Origin of the sequence: Ferrimonas kyonanensis DSM 18153, assembly GCF_000425405.1 — a bacterium.
GTDB classification, from domain to species: Bacteria; Pseudomonadota; Gammaproteobacteria; order Enterobacterales; family Shewanellaceae; genus Ferrimonas; species Ferrimonas kyonanensis.
Map to the genome: position 1 here is coordinate 370,295 of NZ_AUDJ01000001.1, position 16,571 is coordinate 386,865.

A 16,571-nucleotide genomic window follows, 5' to 3' on the forward strand; every position below is an offset into this window, starting at 1 on the left:
AATGCGTTACTGGATTGGGATACTCGCGTGCGTCTGCACCGCGGCCACGGCACAACCGCTGAGCTTATTGCAAGCCTGGCAGCGGGTGGAAACCGTCAGCGACAAGCTGCAGGCGGAACATCAGGCGGAAAATCGCGCCGCCGCCGAGCTCGGCGCCGCCGAGCAACTGGGGATGCCGTCGCTGTCCCTGAGTGGCAGCTATACCCGGCTGGATAAGCCGATTGAACTGGACTCCCGTGCCATCAATCCCATTGGTGATCTGTTGCAGCTTCCCCAGGTGGGCGCCATCGCGGGTCAGTTGGGGATGGATCTGTCCGGCTTGAACTGGAAGACCGAAATCACCGACCGCGACATCTACCACGCCAGCCTGAAAGCGGTTTGGCCACTGTACGTGGGCGGACGCATCGAAGCCGCCCAGGCGATCAAGGCCGCCGAGCTGGATCAGCAGAAGCAGCAGGGGGAGCTGAGCCGTCAGGAGCGGTTCACCACCTTGGTGGAACGCTACTTTGCGGTGGTGCTCAGCACTCAGGTGGAACAGCTGCAGCGCCAGCGTCTGCAGACGTTGACTGAGCACCTGCAGCACGCCGAAGCGATGCAGAAGCAGGGCCAGATTGCCGAAGTGGAACGTCTGAATGCCCAGGTGGCGATGGAGCAGGGCCAGGTGGCGCTGTCTCAGGCCCAGCGGCGCAGTAAACTGGCGCACATGGCGCTCAACACTTTGCTGCAGCAGAATCAAGTGGATACCGCCCAGGGGCTGGGATTGCCACTGACTCAGCCGGATCTGGACCGCTGGCAGCAACAGATGCTGGAGGTGCACCCGGCGCTGGCGTTGTATCAGGCCAAGGAGGCCCAGGCCCAGGGGGCCATCGATGCCGAAAAGGGTCGTTACAAGCCGGAAGTGGCGCTGTTCGGCAACTACACCTTTGAGACTCAGGACAGCCTGGCGGCGGAGCTGGAGCCGGACTGGCTGGTTGGGGTAACGGTGAAGGTGCCACTGTTTACCAACGACGGCCGTTCCGATCGGGTGCGAGCGGCGAAAAGCGCCCAGCTGCAGGTGCAGCATCTGCGTGCCCAGACACAACAGGATCTGCAGCTGTTGATGGCATCCCGCGGCCAGGAGCTAAGCCAGGCACAGCATGAATACCGCGCCCTGGCGACCGCCGAGACGCTGGCCAAGGAGAACCTGCGCTTGCGGCAACTGGCGTTTAGCCAAGGGCTGAGCACCTCCATCGATCAGGTGGACGCCAGCGACAAATTGCTGGAGGTACAGACCGCCCGCGCTGCCGCCCAATACCGTTATCTGGTCGCTCTGGGGCAATTGGCCGCCATGAGCAGCAACCAGCAACGTCTTTTCCAACTGCTTGAACGCACGGAATCAGAATGAAACGAATCAACCAAACCCTGGGGTTCATCGCCCTGCTGTTGTTGCTAGGTCTGGCTGCCCGGGCGGCCTGGATCCTGAGTCAGCCCAAGGCGGCCCACATTCAGGGCCAGATTGAAGCCCGCCAATATCACGTCTCTTCCAAGATACCGGGAAGGCTGGAGCGGATTCTGGTGCACCGGGGCGACCAGGTGACCAAGGGCGACCTGTTGTTTGCCATCAGCAGCCCGGAGCTGGAAGCCAAGCAGATGCAGGCTCAGGCCGGCTTGGAAGCGGCGAAGGCTTTGAAAGCCCAGGCCGACAACGGTGCCCGGGCGCAGGAGGTGCTGGCGGCCAAGGAGCAGTGGAATAAAGCCAAGGCGGCGGCCAAGCTGGCCAGAGTCACCTATGAGCGGGTGGAAAACCTGTTCGACGAAGGGGTGGTGGCCCGGCAGAAGCGCGATGAAGCCTTCACTCAGTGGCAGGCGGCCAACTTCACCGAAAGTGCCGCCAGAGCGGTGTACCTGATGGCCGACGAAGGGGCCCGTCAGGAGACCAAAGACGCCGCCGCCGGTAAAGCCATGGCGGCTCAGGGGCAGCTGAACGAGGTGCAGGCGGTGCTGGCGGACAGTCAGATGCGCGCGCCTCGAACCGGTGAGGTGAGCCAGGTGATGCTGGATGAGGGCGAATTGGCGCCGTCCGGGTTCCCGGTGGTGACCTTGGTGGACATGACCGATGCCTGGGCGCTGTTTAATGTCCGTGAAGATCGGCTGGCGGAGTATCCAGAGGGTGAGCTGGTGCAGGTGCGGATTCCGGCGCTCAATGCCAGCTTCCCCTTTGTAGTGCGCTACCGGTCGGTGCTGGGGGATTACGCCACCTGGAACGCCAGTGAAAGCGGCATGGATTTTGATTTGCGTACCTTTGAGGTGGAACTGGTGCCCCAGAGCCCCATCGAAGGCCTGCGTGCCGGCATGACGGCGCTGATTGACCTATGAGCCGCTCAAGGGTGGTCCTGCTGCACCGAAGCTTTCGGGATCTGCTGTCGGACCCGTGGCAAGCGAGCCTGATGACCTGGCTGCCGGTGTTGCTGGGGATCATCCTCTGGGGCGTGTTTGCCCGCGGCCTGCCCACCGAATTGCCGGTGGCCTGGGTCGATATGGATAACACCGCCACCAGCCGCACCCTGGGACGCCACCTTGAGGCGTCACCGGCCATTGCCCTGACCCAGTATGCCGACGGTCGCAGTGCCCAGTTGGCGATGCGCCAGGGAGAGATGTTTGCGCTGGTGCTGATTCCTGCTCACTTCGGTGAAGACCTGATGGCCGGGCGCACGCCGGATCTGGCGGTGCGCTACAACACTCAGTTCATTCTGGTGGGCAAGCGTCTGTACAGCGCCGCACTGGCGTCGTTGCAGGGCGGTCTGGCCGACGTGGGCTCGTTGGCGACCCTGGCCAGCGGGATACCGGCGGAGTACGCCGAGCAGGCGTTGTCACCGGTGAAGGTGGAGCTCAAATCGATGTTCAATCCGGACTTGAGCTACCTGCCTTTCCTGTTGCCCGGCATCATGTTGGCGTTGTTCCAGTTGCTGGTGATGGCTACCCTGGTGAATACCGTGGGGCGCGGTAAGCGTGGCCTGCCGTTGCGCATTGCCCTGTTGATGCTGTGGTGGTGGCTGATGGGCGGCATTGGCCTGTTGGTGATGTACGAAGGACTGGAGTTGCCGATGATGGGATCCTTGTGGGTGCTGTGGTTGGCGATGATCCCTCTGCTGGGAGGCATTGCCGGCATGATTCTGCTGATCGCCCTGATTGTGGATGACCCGGTTCGGGCCACCAGCATTGGCGGGGCGCTGTTCGCGCCGGCATTTGCCTACATGGGGGTCAGTTTCCCGGTCAATAGCATGCCTTGGCCCGCGGAGATCTGGCGGGTGCTGATGCCCAGCACTCACTATGTGCCGCTGCTGCTTCAGGGTGGCGGTAATCATCATTGGTCGTCACTGTGGCCGCTGTTTCTTATGTCACTGTTGCTGGTTCCCGTGGCCCGCCGGTATCGGGGAGTGCGAGCATGAGTTGGTGGACCTTGTTTCGGCGCGAATGGCTGGGCCTGCTGACCGATAAGGCGGCGATGTTGACCGCCATCGGCGGCATTCTGTTTTACGCCGTGATCTACCCCCTGCCTTATGATCATCAGGTGGCCGGGGCGCAACCGGTGGCGGTGGTGGATCTGGACCAAAGTGCCACCAGTCGCAAGTTGATTCGTATGTGGTCGGCATCGCCAAAAATTCACATCAGCGACAACTATCCGGAGGTTGACCGGGCCGAGCAGGCACTGCACGACGGTGACATCGCCGCCTTGGTGGTGATCCCGGCCCAGTTTGAGCGCAACCTGGTGCGGGGCCAGCAGCAGACGCTGGCAGTGGCCGGTGACGGCAGTTTCTTTCTTGCCTATGGCAATGTGGCGACCGCCATGCTGCAATCCAGTGGTTATTTGAATGCCGAGATTCGTTTGGCTCGAAGCGTTGCCAATGGTGGCCGTGTCGAGGAGGTAATGCGTCAGCTGCAGCCGGTGTCGACCCGGGTGCAGCCGGTGTTTAACCCCAACGGCAGCTACATCAGCTACGTGGTACCGGGTGCCCTGGTGTTGATCCTGCATCAGACCCTGTTGATGGTGGCATCGATGCTGGGGGCCAACAACTGGCACTGCCGCGGCGAATGGCACCGCTATCCGTTGATGACCTGGGTCAGTGCTCGCACCACCATGCTGGTGTGCCTGTACCTGCCTTCCTGCATTCTCTATTTTGATCTGGTGTTGCCCGGGCATGATGTGGCGATGCTGGCTTCCTGTTGGGCCATGGTGCAACTGCTGGTGCCGTTTCTGTTGTCGACGGCGCTGGCAGGGATTGCCATCAGTACCCTGTTTAATCGTCGCGCCGTGCCGGTTCAACTGTTGGTGCTGACCGGCATGCCAATCCTGTTCACCTGTGGCTTTGTCTGGCCCGGGATCAGCATGTCACCGCTGCTCAGTGGGGTGTTTGCCTGGTTACCGGCACAGCCGGCGATGATGGGGATGATAAAGCTCAACCAGATGAACCTGGGAATCGTAAACCTTTATTACGAGCTGTCGACTCTGTGGATTCAGGTGATAGCATGGGGCATCTTGGCGCTGTTGGGTACGCACTGGCGTCAGACTCACCGGGCTTCAGTGCTGATTGATCGCGCTGAACCGAGCTTTGATTAACCCCCTTTTGGTTTTCCACTTTTTGTCAGGGATGAACTATGCAACGGCTGCTTCTGGCTTCGACCTTATTGATTTCCTCCGCGTGCTGGGCTCAAGGGCCCGGTGAACGCCCGCTGCCGTTTGAGTTCAGCGCCTACAGCGTCGGCTTCCCGTCGGCGTCGACTGAGAACGACGGTGACGTCAGCCAGGATAACTACGGCTTTAACTTCAGCTACCGTCAACCGCTGAATCAGCAATGGCTGGTACGCTACCAGCTGGATTACGAGTACAGCAGTTTTGATTTCGATCGCAGCCGCCTGTTCGGCGGGCGCCTCGACAGCTGGGACAGCAAACAGCAGTTAGGGGCTGGGGTCAGCTTCGTCCGGCCCAGCCGCGATGGCCTGACCTGGTTTATTGCCCCGCGTGTGCAGTGGGCTTACGCCGACAATGCCAGCTTCAGCGATGGCTTTGGTTATGGCTTGCTGGCGGCAGCCACCTATCCGGTGTCCGATACCCTGACCCTGGGCTTCGGTGGCGGTTATTTTAATGACCCCTATGACGTGTCGGTGATTCCGGTGTTGCTGGTGAAGTGGCAGATTACCGACAAACTGCGACTGGATAACCCGTTCGAGCCCGGCTTCTCCGGCCCGGGGGGACTGGAGTTGTCCTACGCCTTTAACCCGTTCTGGGAGTTTGGCCTGGGTACCGCTTACCGCGCCCAGCGCTTTGCCGTGGAGCAGGGCAGTGTCGAGATTGAGAATCCACTGACCTTCCTCAGGGGCACTTACAGCAACCCGGATAACTGGCGCCTGTCGGGGTACCTGGGGTATCGCAGCGACGGCAAAATGAAAGTGCACGGTCAATTTGAAGCCAGTCAGGATCTGGATGCGGAGGCGGCCTTCGGCGCCATCTTTACCTACAACTTCTGAGGCTTCTCCACCAGTGAAATTCAGGCGGCCCCCTAGTCAGGGGGCCGCCTTTTTTGTTAGCTTCAATGCAGTTGCTGACACGTTAGCCTAAGATGGCCGTCGTTTGCCCCCCATGTCGAACAGAAGGATCAGTCAATGAAGTTTCAGGGAACCGGTGAATACATCGCCACCGAGGATTTGCAGATGGCGGTCAACGCCGCGGTGACCCTATCCAGGCCGCTGTTGATCAAGGGAGAGCCGGGAACCGGCAAAACCATGTTGGCGGAGCAGGTGGCGCTGTCTTTGGGGAAGCCATTGATCCAGTGGCACATAAAATCGACCACCAAGGCCCAGCAGGGACTGTATGAGTACGACGCCGTGTCGCGGTTACGGGACTCTCAGTTGGGTAATGACAAAGTGGAGGACGTGCGTAATTACCTGAAGAAAGGCAAGCTGTGGCAGGCGTTCGAGGCCGATGAACAGGTGGTACTGCTGATTGATGAGGTGGACAAAGCGGACATCGAGTTTCCCAACGACCTGTTGGTGGAGCTGGATAAGATGGAGTTTCATGTTTACGAGACTCAGGAAGTGATTCGCGCTCGCCACCGTCCCATCGTGATCATCACCAGCAATAACGAAAAGGAATTGCCGGATGCGTTTCTGCGCCGCTGCTTCTTCCATTACATCCGCTTTCCCGATGCCGAAACCATGAAGCGCATCGTCGAGGTGCACTTCCCCGACATTAAGCCGCGGCTGGTGCAGCACGCCATGGAGGTGTTCTTTGAACTCAGGCAGGTGGCCGGACTGAAGAAGAAGCCGTCTACCTCGGAGTTGGTGGATTGGCTTAAATTGCTGATGGCCGACGACATCGATCCGACCGTATTGGCCAACACCGACATTCGCACCGCGTTGCCGCCCCTATGCGGCGCCCTGGTCAAGAATGAGCAGGATGTGGCGCTGCTGGAGAAGCTGGCGTTTATGACCCGGCGGGGGTAAGGCGATGCTGATTCGGTTTTTCTTTGCCCTGAGGCGAGGCGGAATTCCGGTGTCGGTGACCGAGTTGCTGGCACTGCTGGAGGCGATGGATCAGCAACTGGCATTTGCGGATCTGGAGCAATTCTATGTGCTGGCGCGTCTGTGCCTGGTCAAGGATGAAACCCAGTACGACAAGTTTGATCGGACTTTCGGTGCGTTTTTTGAGGGCCTGGACACGGCGACCGAGCACTGGCAGGAGGCGATTCCCGATGAGTGGTTGCGGGCCGAGATGGCTCGCTCGCTGACCGAGGAGGAGCGCCGGCAATTGGAGGCGGTGGGAGGCATCGAGGCGTTGCTGGCGGAGTTTCGCAAACGCTTCGAAGAGCAGCAGAAGCGCCATCAAGGTGGCAACCGCTGGATTGGCACCGGCGGTACCTCGCCCTTTGGTCACAGTGGTGAGCGTCCCGGTGGCATGAGAGTCGGGGGCCAGGGTCGCAATCGCTCGGCGGCCAAGGTGTGGCAGCAGCGCCAGTATCGCAACCTCGATGGCGATGTGGAGCTGGGAATTCGTAACCTGAAGTTGGCGCTGAGGAAGCTGAGACGCTTTGCCCGCACTGGGGCCGACACCGAATTGGATCTGGACGGCACCATACAGGCCACCGCCGACAGCGGCGGCCTGCTGGACGTAAAGCTGGTGCCGGAACGGCACAACGCCATCAAGTTATTGCTGTTTTTTGATGTCGGGGGTTCCATGGACCCCTATGTTCGCCGCTGTGAGCAACTGTTCAGTGCCTGTCGCAGCGAGTTTAAGCATCTGGAGCAGTTCTATTTTCACAACTTTCTCTATGACCAGCTGTGGCGGGATAACCGCCGCCGCCGTGAGGAGTCGACGCCGCTGGCGGAGATCCTGCGTACCTACCCCAAGGACTACAAGGTGATCGTGGTCGGGGACGCGTCCATGGGACCGTACGAGATCTTCAGCCGTTACGGCAGTGTCGAGTTGATGAACGAGGAGCCGGGAGCGGTCTCCATGCAGCGTGTGTGCGACCGATTTTCGCGGTTGATCTGGCTGAATCCGGTGCCCAGGGAACATTGGCGCTACACCCAAAGCATCGGCGCAGTGCGGGAGTTAATCGGCGATCGGATGTACCCGTTGACGTTGTCGGGGCTGGAGCAGGGGATTGGCGCTCTGCTGGGGCAGCAGAGGCCGTAAATCAGGGGCCCGGACGGGCCCCCTCCATCAGACGAGGGTCAGTCGTCCAGGTACTGACGAATCAGCTTGAACAGTTCCCGGGAAGATTTCGGTGGCTTGTTGGCCTGCTGCTCTTTCTTGGCTTGACGGATCAACTGGCGCAGGCGCTGGCGCTCACTCTCCATCTCCGGCACCTTGGCAAACAATGCCTGTACCGCCTCGTCACCTTCGGCGATCAGGCGATCCCGCCACTCCTCCATCTGGTGGAAATGCTGGTTGGCCTGATTGTGCTTGTTGCGAATTTTGTCCAGTGCCTGGCGGATGGGATCCGGATCGCGGAACCGCAGCAGCTTGCCGATGAACTGCATCTGGCGGCGGTAGGCCTCATTTTTTCCCTTAAGGCGGTGGGCCAGCGCGACGGCGACCTCTAACTCTTCATCCATGGGCACTTTGGCCAGATCACTTTTTCCCAAAGCCAGGATTTCGGTGCCAATCTTCTGCAGCTCTTCAGCTTCCCGCTTCAGCTCGCTCTTACTGATCCACTCGTCTTCCTGCTGATCCTGAGGGGGGCGTTGTGCCGCCATGATACTTCTCCGCTGCAATATAAGTCTTAACTGAGGGGCATTCTAGCAGCCCATGGGCAGTTCAGGCCAATAATGGCAAGCCCGAGCCCTATCGCAGAGCTGTCGGGGTTTGCTATCCTGTGCTCAATTGACTTTTTGTGGGACAGACGAGTGACTCAAGTGAGTATCGAACAGCAGCGTCAGCATCTCGAGCAAGCGGTAGCCGTCGCGCTGGAGGAAGCCGGAAAACTGGGAGTGACCGCTGCGGAAGTGGCGATCAGCAAGCAGCAGGGGTTGTCCATCTCAACCCGCCAGGGAGAAGTGGAAACCGTCGAGTTTAACAAAGACGGTGCCCTGGGAATCTCCCTGTATCGCGATGGCAGCAAAGGCAATGCCTCCACTTCGGATCTGAGCCCCCAAGCGATCGTCGACGCCGTGCGGGCCGCCGATGGCATCGCCCGTTACACCAGCGCCGATGAACATAATGGCCTGGCGGATGCCAGCCTGATGCCCACCGAATTGCGGGACCTGGATCTGTACCACCCCCATCCGATGACGCCGGAGCAGGGGATCGAGCTGGCCAGCCGCTGCGAACAGGCGGCCCTGGCCGAAGGCGGCCGCATCGAGCAGTCCGATGGTGCCAGTTGCAACAGCCACGAAGGCATCAAGGTGTACGGCAACAGCCACGGCTTTATCGGCAGCTATGCCTCCTCCCGCCACAGCCTCTCCTGTGTGCTGATCGGCAAGGATGAGCAGGGTATGGAGCGGGATTATGACTACACCGTCAGCCGTCGTTTCGATGCCCTGGACGGTCCGGAGGCCCTCGGCAAGCGGGCGGCGGCCAAAGTGGAGGCCCGCCTGGGGGCCCGCAAGATCGACACCTGCGAAGTGCCGGTGCTGTTCTCCGCCGAAACTGCCACCGGCCTGATCGGTCATCTGGTGGGGGCCATCAGCGGTGCGTCCCTGTATCGGGAGTCGTCGTTCCTGCTCAACAGCCTGGGCACCCAGATTCTGCCCGAGTGGTTGTCCATCCATGAGAATCCGCACCTGCTGGGTGGCTTGTCCAGTGCCGTCTTTGACGGCGAAGGGGTGGCCACTCAGGCCCGGGACATCGTGGCTGACGGGGTGTTGCAATCCTATCTGCTGACTGCCTACTCAGGCCGTCGCCTGAAGATGGCCACCACCGGCCATGCCGGCGGCATCTACAACTGGGACATCAGCAGTAATGGCGGCGATCTGGCTGCCATGCTCAAACAGATGGGGACCGGCCTGTACGTCACCGAACTGATGGGCCACGGCGTCAACAGCGTGACTGGCGATTACTCTCGCGGTGCCGCCGGGTTCTGGGTGGAGAATGGCATCATTCAATATCCGGTGCATGAGATCACCATCGCCGGCAATCTCAAGCAGATGTACAAGGAGATGGTGGCGGTGGGCAGCGATCGCGACCCGCGTTCCAGCATTGGTACCGGTTCAATCCTGTTGTCTCAGATGAAGGTGGCGGGTAACTGAGCGAAGCCTCAGCGATGATCACCACGCCGGCCCCGGGGCCGGCGTTGTTGTTTGGGCTACTCGGATTCGTCGAAGCGGGCGCTGAACAGCTCGGTAATGGCGGTCATGGCCGGTTCGGCATCGTCGCCGTCACAGACGATGGTGACCTCCTGGCCCTGACAGGTTTCCAGCATTAGCACACCCAATACGCTGTTGGCGTCGGCGCTCTGGTTGCCATGGATGATCTGAATGTTGGCGTCGTAATTATGGGCCACCTGGGCCAGGCGGGTGGCGGCCCGGGCATGCAGCCCGAGCTTGTTTACCACCCTCAGGGTGCGGGTCAGTTTCATTGGCTGTCGTTGAGTTTCAATTCCCGGTGGCGGACGGAGATGTGTTTCTGGCTCAGCTTAAAGCGGTTTCCCAGTTGCTGGGCGATGTAGACACTGCGATGTTGGCCGCCGGTGCAACCGATGGCCACGGTCAGGTAGGCGCGATTGTTGCGTTCCAGCATCGGCAGCCAGTTTTTCAGGAAACTCTCGGTGTGGTCAATAAAGCGGGCCACTTCGGCTTCCTTGGTGAAATAGCGCTGCACCGGTGCGTCCAGGCCGGTCAGGGGCCTCAGCTTCGGATCCCAGTGAGGATTGGGCAGGAAGCGGACATCGAACACGTAATCGGCGTCCTTGGGGATGCCGTGTTTAAAGCCAAAGGATTCAAACACCAACAACAGGTCCCGTTCGGCCTTGCCCAGCAGGCGGGTGCGAATCTCATCCGCCAGTTGATGCACCGACAGGTTGTCGGTATGGATGCTGTGGTCGGCCAATTGCCGAATCGGCGCCAGCATCTCGGTCTCCGAAGCGATGGCCTGGGCCAGTGAGATGCCGGTCTGCGACAGCGGATGCAGCCGCCGGGTCTCGCTGTAGCGCTTGATCAGGCTGCTGTCGGAGGCATCCAGAAAATAGATTTGCCAGTCGACGCTGTCCGGCAGTCGCTTCAGTTCATCGGGAATGCTTTCTGCCTGCTCTGGCAGGTTGCGAATATCCAGACTGACCGCCAGTGTGGAGCAGCGATCCACCATTTCATTGACCAGTGCCGGTAGCATGCTGGCCGGCAGGTTATCGACGCAGTAGTAGCCCAGGTCTTCCAGGACCCGCAGGGCCACGGATTTGCCTGCGCCGGAGCGGCCGGAGAGGATAATCAGTTTCACGAGGTCACCAGTTGATAGATCTCATGGTCATCGGCCGATTTGCGCAGCGACCGACAGATGTCTTTGTTGTCCAGCACCTTGGCCATGGAGGCCAGGGTCGACAGGTGCTGTTTGCAGTTGTCTTCGGGGACAAACAGGGCAAACAGCAGATCGACGGGTTTGCCGTCGATGGCATCAAAGGGGATCGGCTCGTCGCATTTCACGAATACGGCGATGGCGTGGTCCACGTTCGGCAGGCGGCCGTGGGGCAGGGCGATGCCTTTGCCAATGCCGGTGCTGCCCATCTTTTCCCGGGCCAGCAGGCTTTCAAACAACTGCTGCGGGTTGACGTCGGTGTAACGCTGGCTGGCCAGCTGAGAAATCAGCTCCAGGGCGCGTTTCTTGCTGGTACCCGGAGCGGCGATGGTGGCACACTCCGGGCTGAGTATCGTCTCAATATCCATGGTCAGTGACGTGAAATTTTCTCTTTATGTTTAAGGACTTGCCTGTCGAGTTTGTCGATCAGACCATCGATGGCGGCGTACATATTGCTGTGGTTGTGGGTGGCATAGACCTCCCGGCCGCTCAGGTGCAATTTGGCTTCCGCGGTTTGCTGCTGTTTTTCCACATTCAGGACCACATGCACGTTGGAGATGTGGTCGAAGTGGCGCTCTAACTTATCGAACTTGGTATGCACATAGTCTCTTAGGGCCGTGGTGATTTCTACGTGGTGGCCGGTCAGGTTAATCTGCATATGGGTTCCTCCTTAGTTAGCCGTTTACAGGCTTTTCCTCTGATTTGAGGGAGCAATAGACAGGGCTTCTCGGTATTTGGCGATGGTGCGCCGTGCGACCTTGATTCCCTGTTCTGCCAGCAGCTCCGCCATCTTACTGTCGCTGAGAGGCTTCCTTGGGTTCTCTGCAGCAACCAATTTTTTAATTAAAGCACGGATTGCGGTGGAGGAGCATTCTCCGCCGTTTTCTGTGCTGACGTGGCTGGAGAAAAAATACTTCAATTCGAAGATGCCACGTGGGGTATGCATGTATTTCTGGGTGGTCACCCGAGAGATGGTGGACTCGTGCATGTCGACCGCTTCGGCGACGTCGTTGAGTACCATGGGTTTCATCGCTTCGTCACCGTATTCCAGAAAACCCTGCTGGAACTGAACGATGCAGTTAGCCACCTTCAACAGGGTGTCGTTGCGGCTTTCGAGGCTTTTGATGAACCACTTCGCTTCTTGCAGGTGACCTCGGACAAACTGGCTGTCGGCCTGGTTACGGCTGTGGCGACTGAGGGCCGCGTACTGTTCGTTGATGCGAATCTTCGGCATGGTCTCTGGGTTCAACTCCACCACCCAGCGGCCTTTTTTCTTGCTGACGGCGACGTCGGGTATGACGTACTGGTCGTTATCGGAGATCAGGGCACTGCCCGGGCGCGGATTCAGGGTCTGAATCAGCTCCATCGACAGTTTCAGCTCCTCTTCGCTGAGGCGGGTTTTGCGCATCATGCCGCGAAAATCCCGGTTGGCCAGCAGATCCATGTGCTCCTGAATCAGCATCTCGGCTTCGGCCTTCCACGGGGTATCGCCGTCAAACTGACTCAGTTGTACCAGCAGGCATTCGCCCAGGTCCCGGGCGCAGACGCCGATGGGATCAAAGCGTTGTACCCGCTTGAGTACCGCTTCCACTTCGTCCAGCTCGACGTCGTCGTCACCCATGGCTTCGAGAATGTCGTCGCTGCTTTGAGTCAGGTAGCCGCGCTCGTCGGTGGCGTCGATGATGGCGATGGCGATGGCGCGGTCGGTGTCCGACATCGGCGTCAGTTCCATCTGCCACAGCAGGTGGTCCTGTAACGAGTCCGAGGTGCTGCCCTGGAACGGCATGTCGTCTTCGCGACTGCCGCTGCTGCTGGAGGTGGGGGCCGAGGTGTAGTACTCGTCCCAGGAGGTGTCGACCTGCAGGTCGTCGGGCATGTCAGTCTGGGACAGGGCTTCGCTGGTGTCGAGGCTGGCGGGCTCTGGGGCCACGTCCAGCTCATTGCCGTTGTCGCTGGCTTCGGGGGCATCCACGTTGGCGGGAGCCGCCAGAAACTCTTCGTCGGCTTCCAACAGCGGGTTGGAGTCCAGCGCCTCCTGGATCTCTTGCTGTAAATCCAGGGTCGACAACTGCAACAGCCGAATGGCCTGCTGCAGCTGCGGGGTCATGGTGAGTTGTTGCCCCAGTTTCAGCTGAAGAGAAGTTTTCATTTACAACAACCCGTCCTTATCCTTGTTTTTGTGTAGTGACATCCAGGTTGCCCTGCCTACCAATTACTATAGCTTGAACTGATCACCCAAGTATACCGAGCGCACCAGCTTGTTCTCCAGGATGGCGGCTGGCTCACCCTGGGCGATCAACTCACCGTGACTGACGATGTAGGCGTGTTCACACACGTCCAGGGTCTCACGCACATTGTGGTCGGTAATCAGCACACCCAGGCCCCGGTCTCGCAGGTGTTGGATGATCTTCTTAATGTCGATCACCGAGATGGGGTCCACGCCGGCAAAGGGTTCGTCGAGGAGAATGAACTTGGGATCCGCCGCCAGGGCGCGGGCGATCTCCACCCGGCGCCGTTCGCCGCCGGACAGGCTCATACCGAGGCTGTCGCGGATGTGAGTGATGTTGAACTCCTCCAGCAACTGCTCCAGTTTTTCGACCCGCTGGCTGGTACTCATCCCTTTGCGGGTTTGCAGAACCGCCATCAGGTTGTCGTAGACGGAGAGCTTGCGAAAGATCGACGATTCCTGAGGCAGGTAGCCGATGCCCTTGCGGGCGCGGCTGTGCATCGGCAGCAGGGTGATGTCTTCGCCGTCGATCTGAATGCGGCCGCGATCGTTTTGTACCAGGCCCACCACCATGTAGAAGGTGGTGGTCTTGCCGGCACCGTTGGGGCCCAGCAGGCCGACGATCTGGCCGGTGCTGACCTCCAGGCCGACATTTTTCACCACTTCCCGGCCCTTATAGGCCTTGGCCAGCTTGTCTGCGGTCAGGGTTGAACGACTCATGGTTGCTGCTCACCTTGCTTAGGGTCTGTCGGTTGCTGTTGCGGAGCGGGCTCAGGTTTGGGGTCCGGCTTAAGATCCGCATCGGCCGGCAGGAAGATGGTGGTGATCTGCTCGTCACCGCTGCTTTCGGCCAGCAACTTCTGCTGGTTCAGGTCGTATTGAATGGTATCGCCTTTCACCAGGCTGCCGGACTGGCGCATTTCGGCGTTGTGGCTCAGGGTCAGAATGCGATCCTGCAGGCTGTAACGAATCTCACCGGCTTCCGCTTCCGCCAGTTTGCCGTTTTCCATCATCTGCTGGTAGGTGGCCGGTGTGCCGGTGGCCACCAGTACCTTGACGTCTTTGTTGTCGGTGGCTTCTACCCGCAGTTCATCGGCGTTGATCAGCAGAGTGCCTTGGGAGATGCGCACCCGTCCGGAATAGACGATGGTGCCGTTGGGCAGATCGGCATTGGACTTGTCCGCCTTGATCTCCACCTTTTCGCGGGTGTCGCTGTCCAGGGCGAGGGCGCTGGTGCTGGCTACGACCAGCAAGGCAGTGAGCAGCAGTTTAATTGGTTTCATAGATGGCATATACCTGACTCTTCAGTTCTACCTTGTTCAAATTCAAATCGGCCCATAAGCCCTTGGCATTGATCTCAAAGTCCTCTCCGGTGGCCAGAATCTGGCGGTTGGAGGTCATGATCATGGTTTCCAGATCCAGCTCAAGATAGCTGGTGGTTAAGGTCTTCAGCGGTTCATTGGGCTCAATGGCTGTGATGATAACATCATTTTCCAGAACCACATGGCGGCCGTCACTTAACTGTCCCTGTTTTGCCTGGATGCGCCATTGCCCCTGGCTGTCCTGTGGGTACAGCAGGTATTCGGGCTTGGTCAGCCGGGTCAACGCCAGCGACTGGTAATGCTCCATCTCGTCGGCGGCGATCTCGGCGTTCAGGTGTCCCTGTTCCGAGTAGATTCGACTCTTCAGATTTTCGGCAATAAAGTCCGGTTGATAGCTTGGCTTCACCTCGTCGGTCAGTTGGTCCTTGAGGACCATGGAGCGCCAGGTCAGAAACGACGCGGCACCGAACAACAGGGCGATGGCCAGGGCCTCGCGTTTCATACGCTCATTCCTTGGGCATGTTCCAGGGTCCCTTGGGCAGCCATGATCAGATCACACAGCTCGCGCACGGCGCCGAAGCCGCCCCGGGTTACCGTTGTCAGTGTAGCTTGCTTGCGCACCAGTGGGTGCGCGTCGTTGACGGCCACCGACAACCCAGTCAGGGCCATCACCGGGGTGTCCACCAGGTCGTCGCCAATGTAGGCGCACTGGTCATCGCTGACGTTCAGCTGACGCTTCAGCTGCTCGTAAGCTTCGACCTTGTTGTCCACCCCTTGGTGGATGTGCTTTACCCCAAGGGCGGTCATGCGCCGCTGCACGATGTCGGATTTGCGGCCGGTGATGATCGCCACGTCGACGCCACTGGTTTGCAGCGCCTTGATGCCAAAACCGTCGCGGGTGTGGAACGCTTTCAGCTCCTCGCCATTGTTGCCCAGATAGATGCGGCCATCGGAAAATACGCCGTCAACGTCACAGACCAGCAGCCGGATCCCTTTCGCCAGTTCAAACGCCTGTTGGCTGACAGGACCGTAGAGGGTTTCGATGTGATTCATTACAGCACTCCTGCCTTAAGCATATCCATCATGTTGAGGGCTCCCAGAGGTTGCCCTTGCGGGGAGACGCGCACCAGGCCATTGATTTTCTTCTCTTCCATCAGCTTTAAGGCCTCGGCAGCGAGCAGGTTGTCGGCCAGGGTGATGGGGTTGCGAGTCATCACTTCGCCGATGGCGGTGGCGTGAATGTCGATGCGGGCATCCAGGACCCGGCGCAGGTCGCCATCGGTAAAGATGCCGCTGAGGTGGCCATTGCCGTCGAGGACACAGGTCATCCCCAGCCCTTTGGCGGAAACCTCCAGCAGGGCTTCGGAGATGGTGACAGTTTCCGACACTGCCGGCAGTTGAGTGCCGGTGTGGGTCAGCTCATCGACCCGAAGCAGCAGCTTGCGACCCAGGGCGCCGCCGGGGTGAGACAGGGCGAAGTCGTCGGCGGTAAAGCCTTTGGCCTGCAGCAGGGCGACGGCCAGGGCATCGCCCATCACCAGAGTGGCGGTGGTGGAGGAGGTGGGAGCCAGCCCCAGGGGGCAGGCTTCCTTGGTGACTTTGATGTTGAGGTGAACCTGAGCCAGCTTGGCCATGCTGGAGTCGGGCTTGCCTGTCATGGCGATCACCGAAATGCCGAGGCGGCGGATGACCGGCATCAAGGTCATGATCTCGCTGGCTTCGCCGGAGTTGGAGATCGCCAGGACCACATCGCCTTCGGTCAGCATGCCCAGATCGCCGTGACTGGCCTCACCGGGGTGAACGAAGAAAGCCGGTGTGCCGGTGCTGGCCAGGGTGGCGGCAATTTTGTTGCCGACGTGACCGGACTTGCCCATGCCCATGACGATGACTTTTCCCTTGCACTGTTGCATCAGTTCGCAGGCCGCAACAAACGCATCATCGATGTACTGCTGCAATCCTTGCAGTGCTTCAATCTCTACGTCGATCACTTCTCGCGCCCATTGGCGCAATTGGGAGGGGGTGGCCATGGTATTACAGA

The 16,571-nt window shown here is 59.7% G+C and carries 19 protein-coding genes; 8 read left to right on the top strand and 11 right to left on the bottom strand.

All coding sequences use genetic code 11. The features are described from left to right. Position 1: 1 nt before the first annotated feature. The 7 genes from H598_RS0101740 (at position 2) to H598_RS0101770 (ending at position 7,672) form a co-directional block, all read left to right on the top strand. On the top strand, positions 2-1,384 hold the full coding sequence (locus H598_RS0101740) for a TolC family protein (protein ID WP_084144273.1): 1,383 nt from the start codon (positions 2-4) through the stop codon (positions 1,382-1,384). Then, the gene (locus H598_RS0101745) at positions 1,381-2,355 is read left to right on the top strand and encodes an HlyD family secretion protein (RefSeq protein ID WP_035414937.1); all 975 of its coding nucleotides are present in this window, start codon (positions 1,381-1,383) and stop codon (positions 2,353-2,355) included. The genes H598_RS0101740 and H598_RS0101745 overlap by 4 nt, the downstream gene beginning before the upstream one ends. Next, positions 2,352-3,428 carry an ABC transporter permease gene (locus tag H598_RS23015; protein ID WP_084144274.1) on the top strand — a complete coding sequence of 359 codons (1,077 nt, stop codon included), beginning with the start codon at positions 2,352-2,354 and terminating at the stop codon, positions 3,426-3,428. The genes H598_RS0101745 and H598_RS23015 overlap by 4 nt, the downstream gene beginning before the upstream one ends. After that, entirely contained in the window at positions 3,425-4,597 is a 1,173-nt protein-coding gene (locus H598_RS23020) for an ABC transporter permease (RefSeq protein WP_051252258.1), read from the top strand. The genes H598_RS23015 and H598_RS23020 overlap by 4 nt, the downstream gene beginning before the upstream one ends. A gap of 38 nt (positions 4,598-4,635) precedes the next feature. Beyond that, positions 4,636-5,505: a hypothetical protein gene (locus H598_RS25360; RefSeq protein ID WP_051252260.1), complete on the top strand. Its 870-nt coding sequence runs from the start codon at positions 4,636-4,638 to the stop codon at positions 5,503-5,505. A 135-nt stretch (positions 5,506-5,640) separates the two neighbouring features. Then, positions 5,641-6,480 (top strand): AAA family ATPase, encoded by an 840-nt coding sequence (locus tag H598_RS0101765; protein ID WP_028111465.1) that lies wholly within the window; start codon positions 5,641-5,643, stop codon positions 6,478-6,480. A gap of 4 nt (positions 6,481-6,484) precedes the next feature. Further along, positions 6,485-7,672 (top strand): vWA domain-containing protein, encoded by a 1,188-nt coding sequence (locus tag H598_RS0101770; RefSeq protein ID WP_028111466.1) that lies wholly within the window; start codon positions 6,485-6,487, stop codon positions 7,670-7,672. Positions 7,673-7,710: 38 nt separating this feature from the next. Here H598_RS0101770 and yjgA read toward each other — a convergent pair whose 3' ends face one another. After that, positions 7,711-8,235: a ribosome biogenesis factor YjgA gene (gene yjgA, locus H598_RS0101775; protein WP_028111467.1), complete on the bottom strand. Its 525-nt coding sequence runs from the start codon at positions 8,233-8,235 to the stop codon at positions 7,711-7,713. Between the two features lie 150 nt (positions 8,236-8,385). Here yjgA and pmbA point away from each other — a divergent pair, with 150 nt between their 5' ends. After that, positions 8,386-9,726: a metalloprotease PmbA gene (gene pmbA, locus H598_RS0101780; protein WP_028111468.1), complete on the top strand. Its 1,341-nt coding sequence runs from the start codon at positions 8,386-8,388 to the stop codon at positions 9,724-9,726. A gap of 56 nt (positions 9,727-9,782) precedes the next feature. Here pmbA and H598_RS0101785 read toward each other — a convergent pair whose 3' ends face one another. From H598_RS0101785 to H598_RS26930, 10 genes are all read right to left on the bottom strand, one after another. Further along, on the bottom strand, positions 9,783-10,055 hold the full coding sequence (locus tag H598_RS0101785) for an HPr family phosphocarrier protein (RefSeq protein WP_028111469.1): 273 nt from the start codon (positions 10,053-10,055) through the stop codon (positions 9,783-9,785). Further along, a complete protein-coding gene (rapZ, locus tag H598_RS0101790; RefSeq protein ID WP_028111470.1) occupies positions 10,052-10,909 on the bottom strand; it encodes an RNase adapter RapZ in 858 nt (285 codons plus the stop codon). Before rapZ ends, H598_RS0101785 begins: the two co-directional genes overlap by 4 nt. Continuing rightward, on the bottom strand, positions 10,906-11,352 hold the full coding sequence (gene ptsN / locus H598_RS0101795) for a PTS IIA-like nitrogen regulatory protein PtsN (protein ID WP_028111471.1): 447 nt from the start codon (positions 11,350-11,352) through the stop codon (positions 10,906-10,908). Before ptsN ends, rapZ begins: the two co-directional genes overlap by 4 nt. 2 nt (positions 11,353-11,354) lie before the next feature. Next, positions 11,355-11,642 carry a ribosome hibernation promoting factor gene (hpf, locus tag H598_RS0101800; protein WP_028111472.1) on the bottom strand — a complete coding sequence of 96 codons (288 nt, stop codon included), beginning with the start codon at positions 11,640-11,642 and terminating at the stop codon, positions 11,355-11,357. A 24-nt stretch (positions 11,643-11,666) separates the two neighbouring features. Then, positions 11,667-13,133, bottom strand: coding sequence for an RNA polymerase factor sigma-54 (locus tag H598_RS0101805; protein ID WP_028111473.1), 1,467 nt, complete (start codon positions 13,131-13,133; stop codon positions 11,667-11,669). Positions 13,134-13,199: 66 nt separating this feature from the next. Then, complete coding sequence (lptB, locus tag H598_RS0101810; RefSeq protein ID WP_028111474.1) at positions 13,200-13,931, bottom strand: LPS export ABC transporter ATP-binding protein; 732 nt, start codon at positions 13,929-13,931, stop codon at positions 13,200-13,202. Further along, positions 13,928-14,494 (bottom strand): lipopolysaccharide transport periplasmic protein LptA, encoded by a 567-nt coding sequence (gene lptA, locus H598_RS0101815; protein ID WP_028111475.1) that lies wholly within the window; start codon positions 14,492-14,494, stop codon positions 13,928-13,930. The genes lptB and lptA overlap by 4 nt, the downstream gene beginning before the upstream one ends. Continuing rightward, on the bottom strand, positions 14,481-15,035 hold the full coding sequence (gene lptC, locus H598_RS0101820) for an LPS export ABC transporter periplasmic protein LptC (protein WP_028111476.1): 555 nt from the start codon (positions 15,033-15,035) through the stop codon (positions 14,481-14,483). Before lptC ends, lptA begins: the two co-directional genes overlap by 14 nt. Beyond that, positions 15,032-15,586, bottom strand: coding sequence for a 3-deoxy-manno-octulosonate-8-phosphatase KdsC (kdsC, locus tag H598_RS0101825; protein WP_028111477.1), 555 nt, complete (start codon positions 15,584-15,586; stop codon positions 15,032-15,034). Before kdsC ends, lptC begins: the two co-directional genes overlap by 4 nt. Next, positions 15,586-16,560, bottom strand: a complete 975-nt coding sequence (locus H598_RS26930) for a KpsF/GutQ family sugar-phosphate isomerase (protein WP_028111478.1) — start codon at positions 16,558-16,560, stop codon at positions 15,586-15,588. Before H598_RS26930 ends, kdsC begins: the two co-directional genes overlap by 1 nt. Positions 16,561-16,571: the final 11 nt, after the last annotated feature.

Excerpts from the sequence above, each read along its gene's own strand:
- ptsN (WP_028111471.1), bottom strand. The coding sequence starts at position 11,352 with ATGGATATTGAGACGATACTCAGCCCGGAGTGTGCCACCATCGCCGCT.
- H598_RS23015 (WP_084144274.1), top strand. The coding sequence starts at position 2,352 with ATGAGCCGCTCAAGGGTGGTCCTGCTGCACCGAAGCTTTCGGGATCTG.
- H598_RS0101785 (WP_028111469.1), bottom strand. The coding sequence starts at position 10,055 with ATGAAACTGACCCGCACCCTGAGGGTGGTAAACAAGCTCGGGCTGCAT.
- lptC (WP_028111476.1), bottom strand. The coding sequence starts at position 15,035 with ATGAAACGCGAGGCCCTGGCCATCGCCCTGTTGTTCGGTGCCGCGTCG.
- H598_RS23020 (WP_051252258.1), top strand. The coding sequence starts at position 3,425 with ATGAGTTGGTGGACCTTGTTTCGGCGCGAATGGCTGGGCCTGCTGACC.
- lptA (WP_028111475.1), bottom strand. The coding sequence starts at position 14,494 with ATGAAACCAATTAAACTGCTGCTCACTGCCTTGCTGGTCGTAGCCAGC.
- H598_RS0101770 (WP_028111466.1), top strand. The coding sequence starts at position 6,485 with ATGCTGATTCGGTTTTTCTTTGCCCTGAGGCGAGGCGGAATTCCGGTG.
- H598_RS0101745 (WP_035414937.1), top strand. The coding sequence starts at position 1,381 with ATGAAACGAATCAACCAAACCCTGGGGTTCATCGCCCTGCTGTTGTTG.
- H598_RS0101765 (WP_028111465.1), top strand. The coding sequence starts at position 5,641 with ATGAAGTTTCAGGGAACCGGTGAATACATCGCCACCGAGGATTTGCAG.
- yjgA (WP_028111467.1), bottom strand. The coding sequence starts at position 8,235 with ATGGCGGCACAACGCCCCCCTCAGGATCAGCAGGAAGACGAGTGGATC.
- H598_RS0101740 (WP_084144273.1), top strand. The coding sequence starts at position 2 with ATGCGTTACTGGATTGGGATACTCGCGTGCGTCTGCACCGCGGCCACG.
- H598_RS25360 (WP_051252260.1), top strand. The coding sequence starts at position 4,636 with ATGCAACGGCTGCTTCTGGCTTCGACCTTATTGATTTCCTCCGCGTGC.
- H598_RS26930 (WP_028111478.1), bottom strand. The coding sequence starts at position 16,560 with ATGGCCACCCCCTCCCAATTGCGCCAATGGGCGCGAGAAGTGATCGAC.
- H598_RS0101805 (WP_028111473.1), bottom strand. The coding sequence starts at position 13,133 with ATGAAAACTTCTCTTCAGCTGAAACTGGGGCAACAACTCACCATGACC.
- lptB (WP_028111474.1), bottom strand. The coding sequence starts at position 13,931 with ATGAGTCGTTCAACCCTGACCGCAGACAAGCTGGCCAAGGCCTATAAG.
- hpf (WP_028111472.1), bottom strand. The coding sequence starts at position 11,642 with ATGCAGATTAACCTGACCGGCCACCACGTAGAAATCACCACGGCCCTA.
- kdsC (WP_028111477.1), bottom strand. The coding sequence starts at position 15,586 with ATGAATCACATCGAAACCCTCTACGGTCCTGTCAGCCAACAGGCGTTT.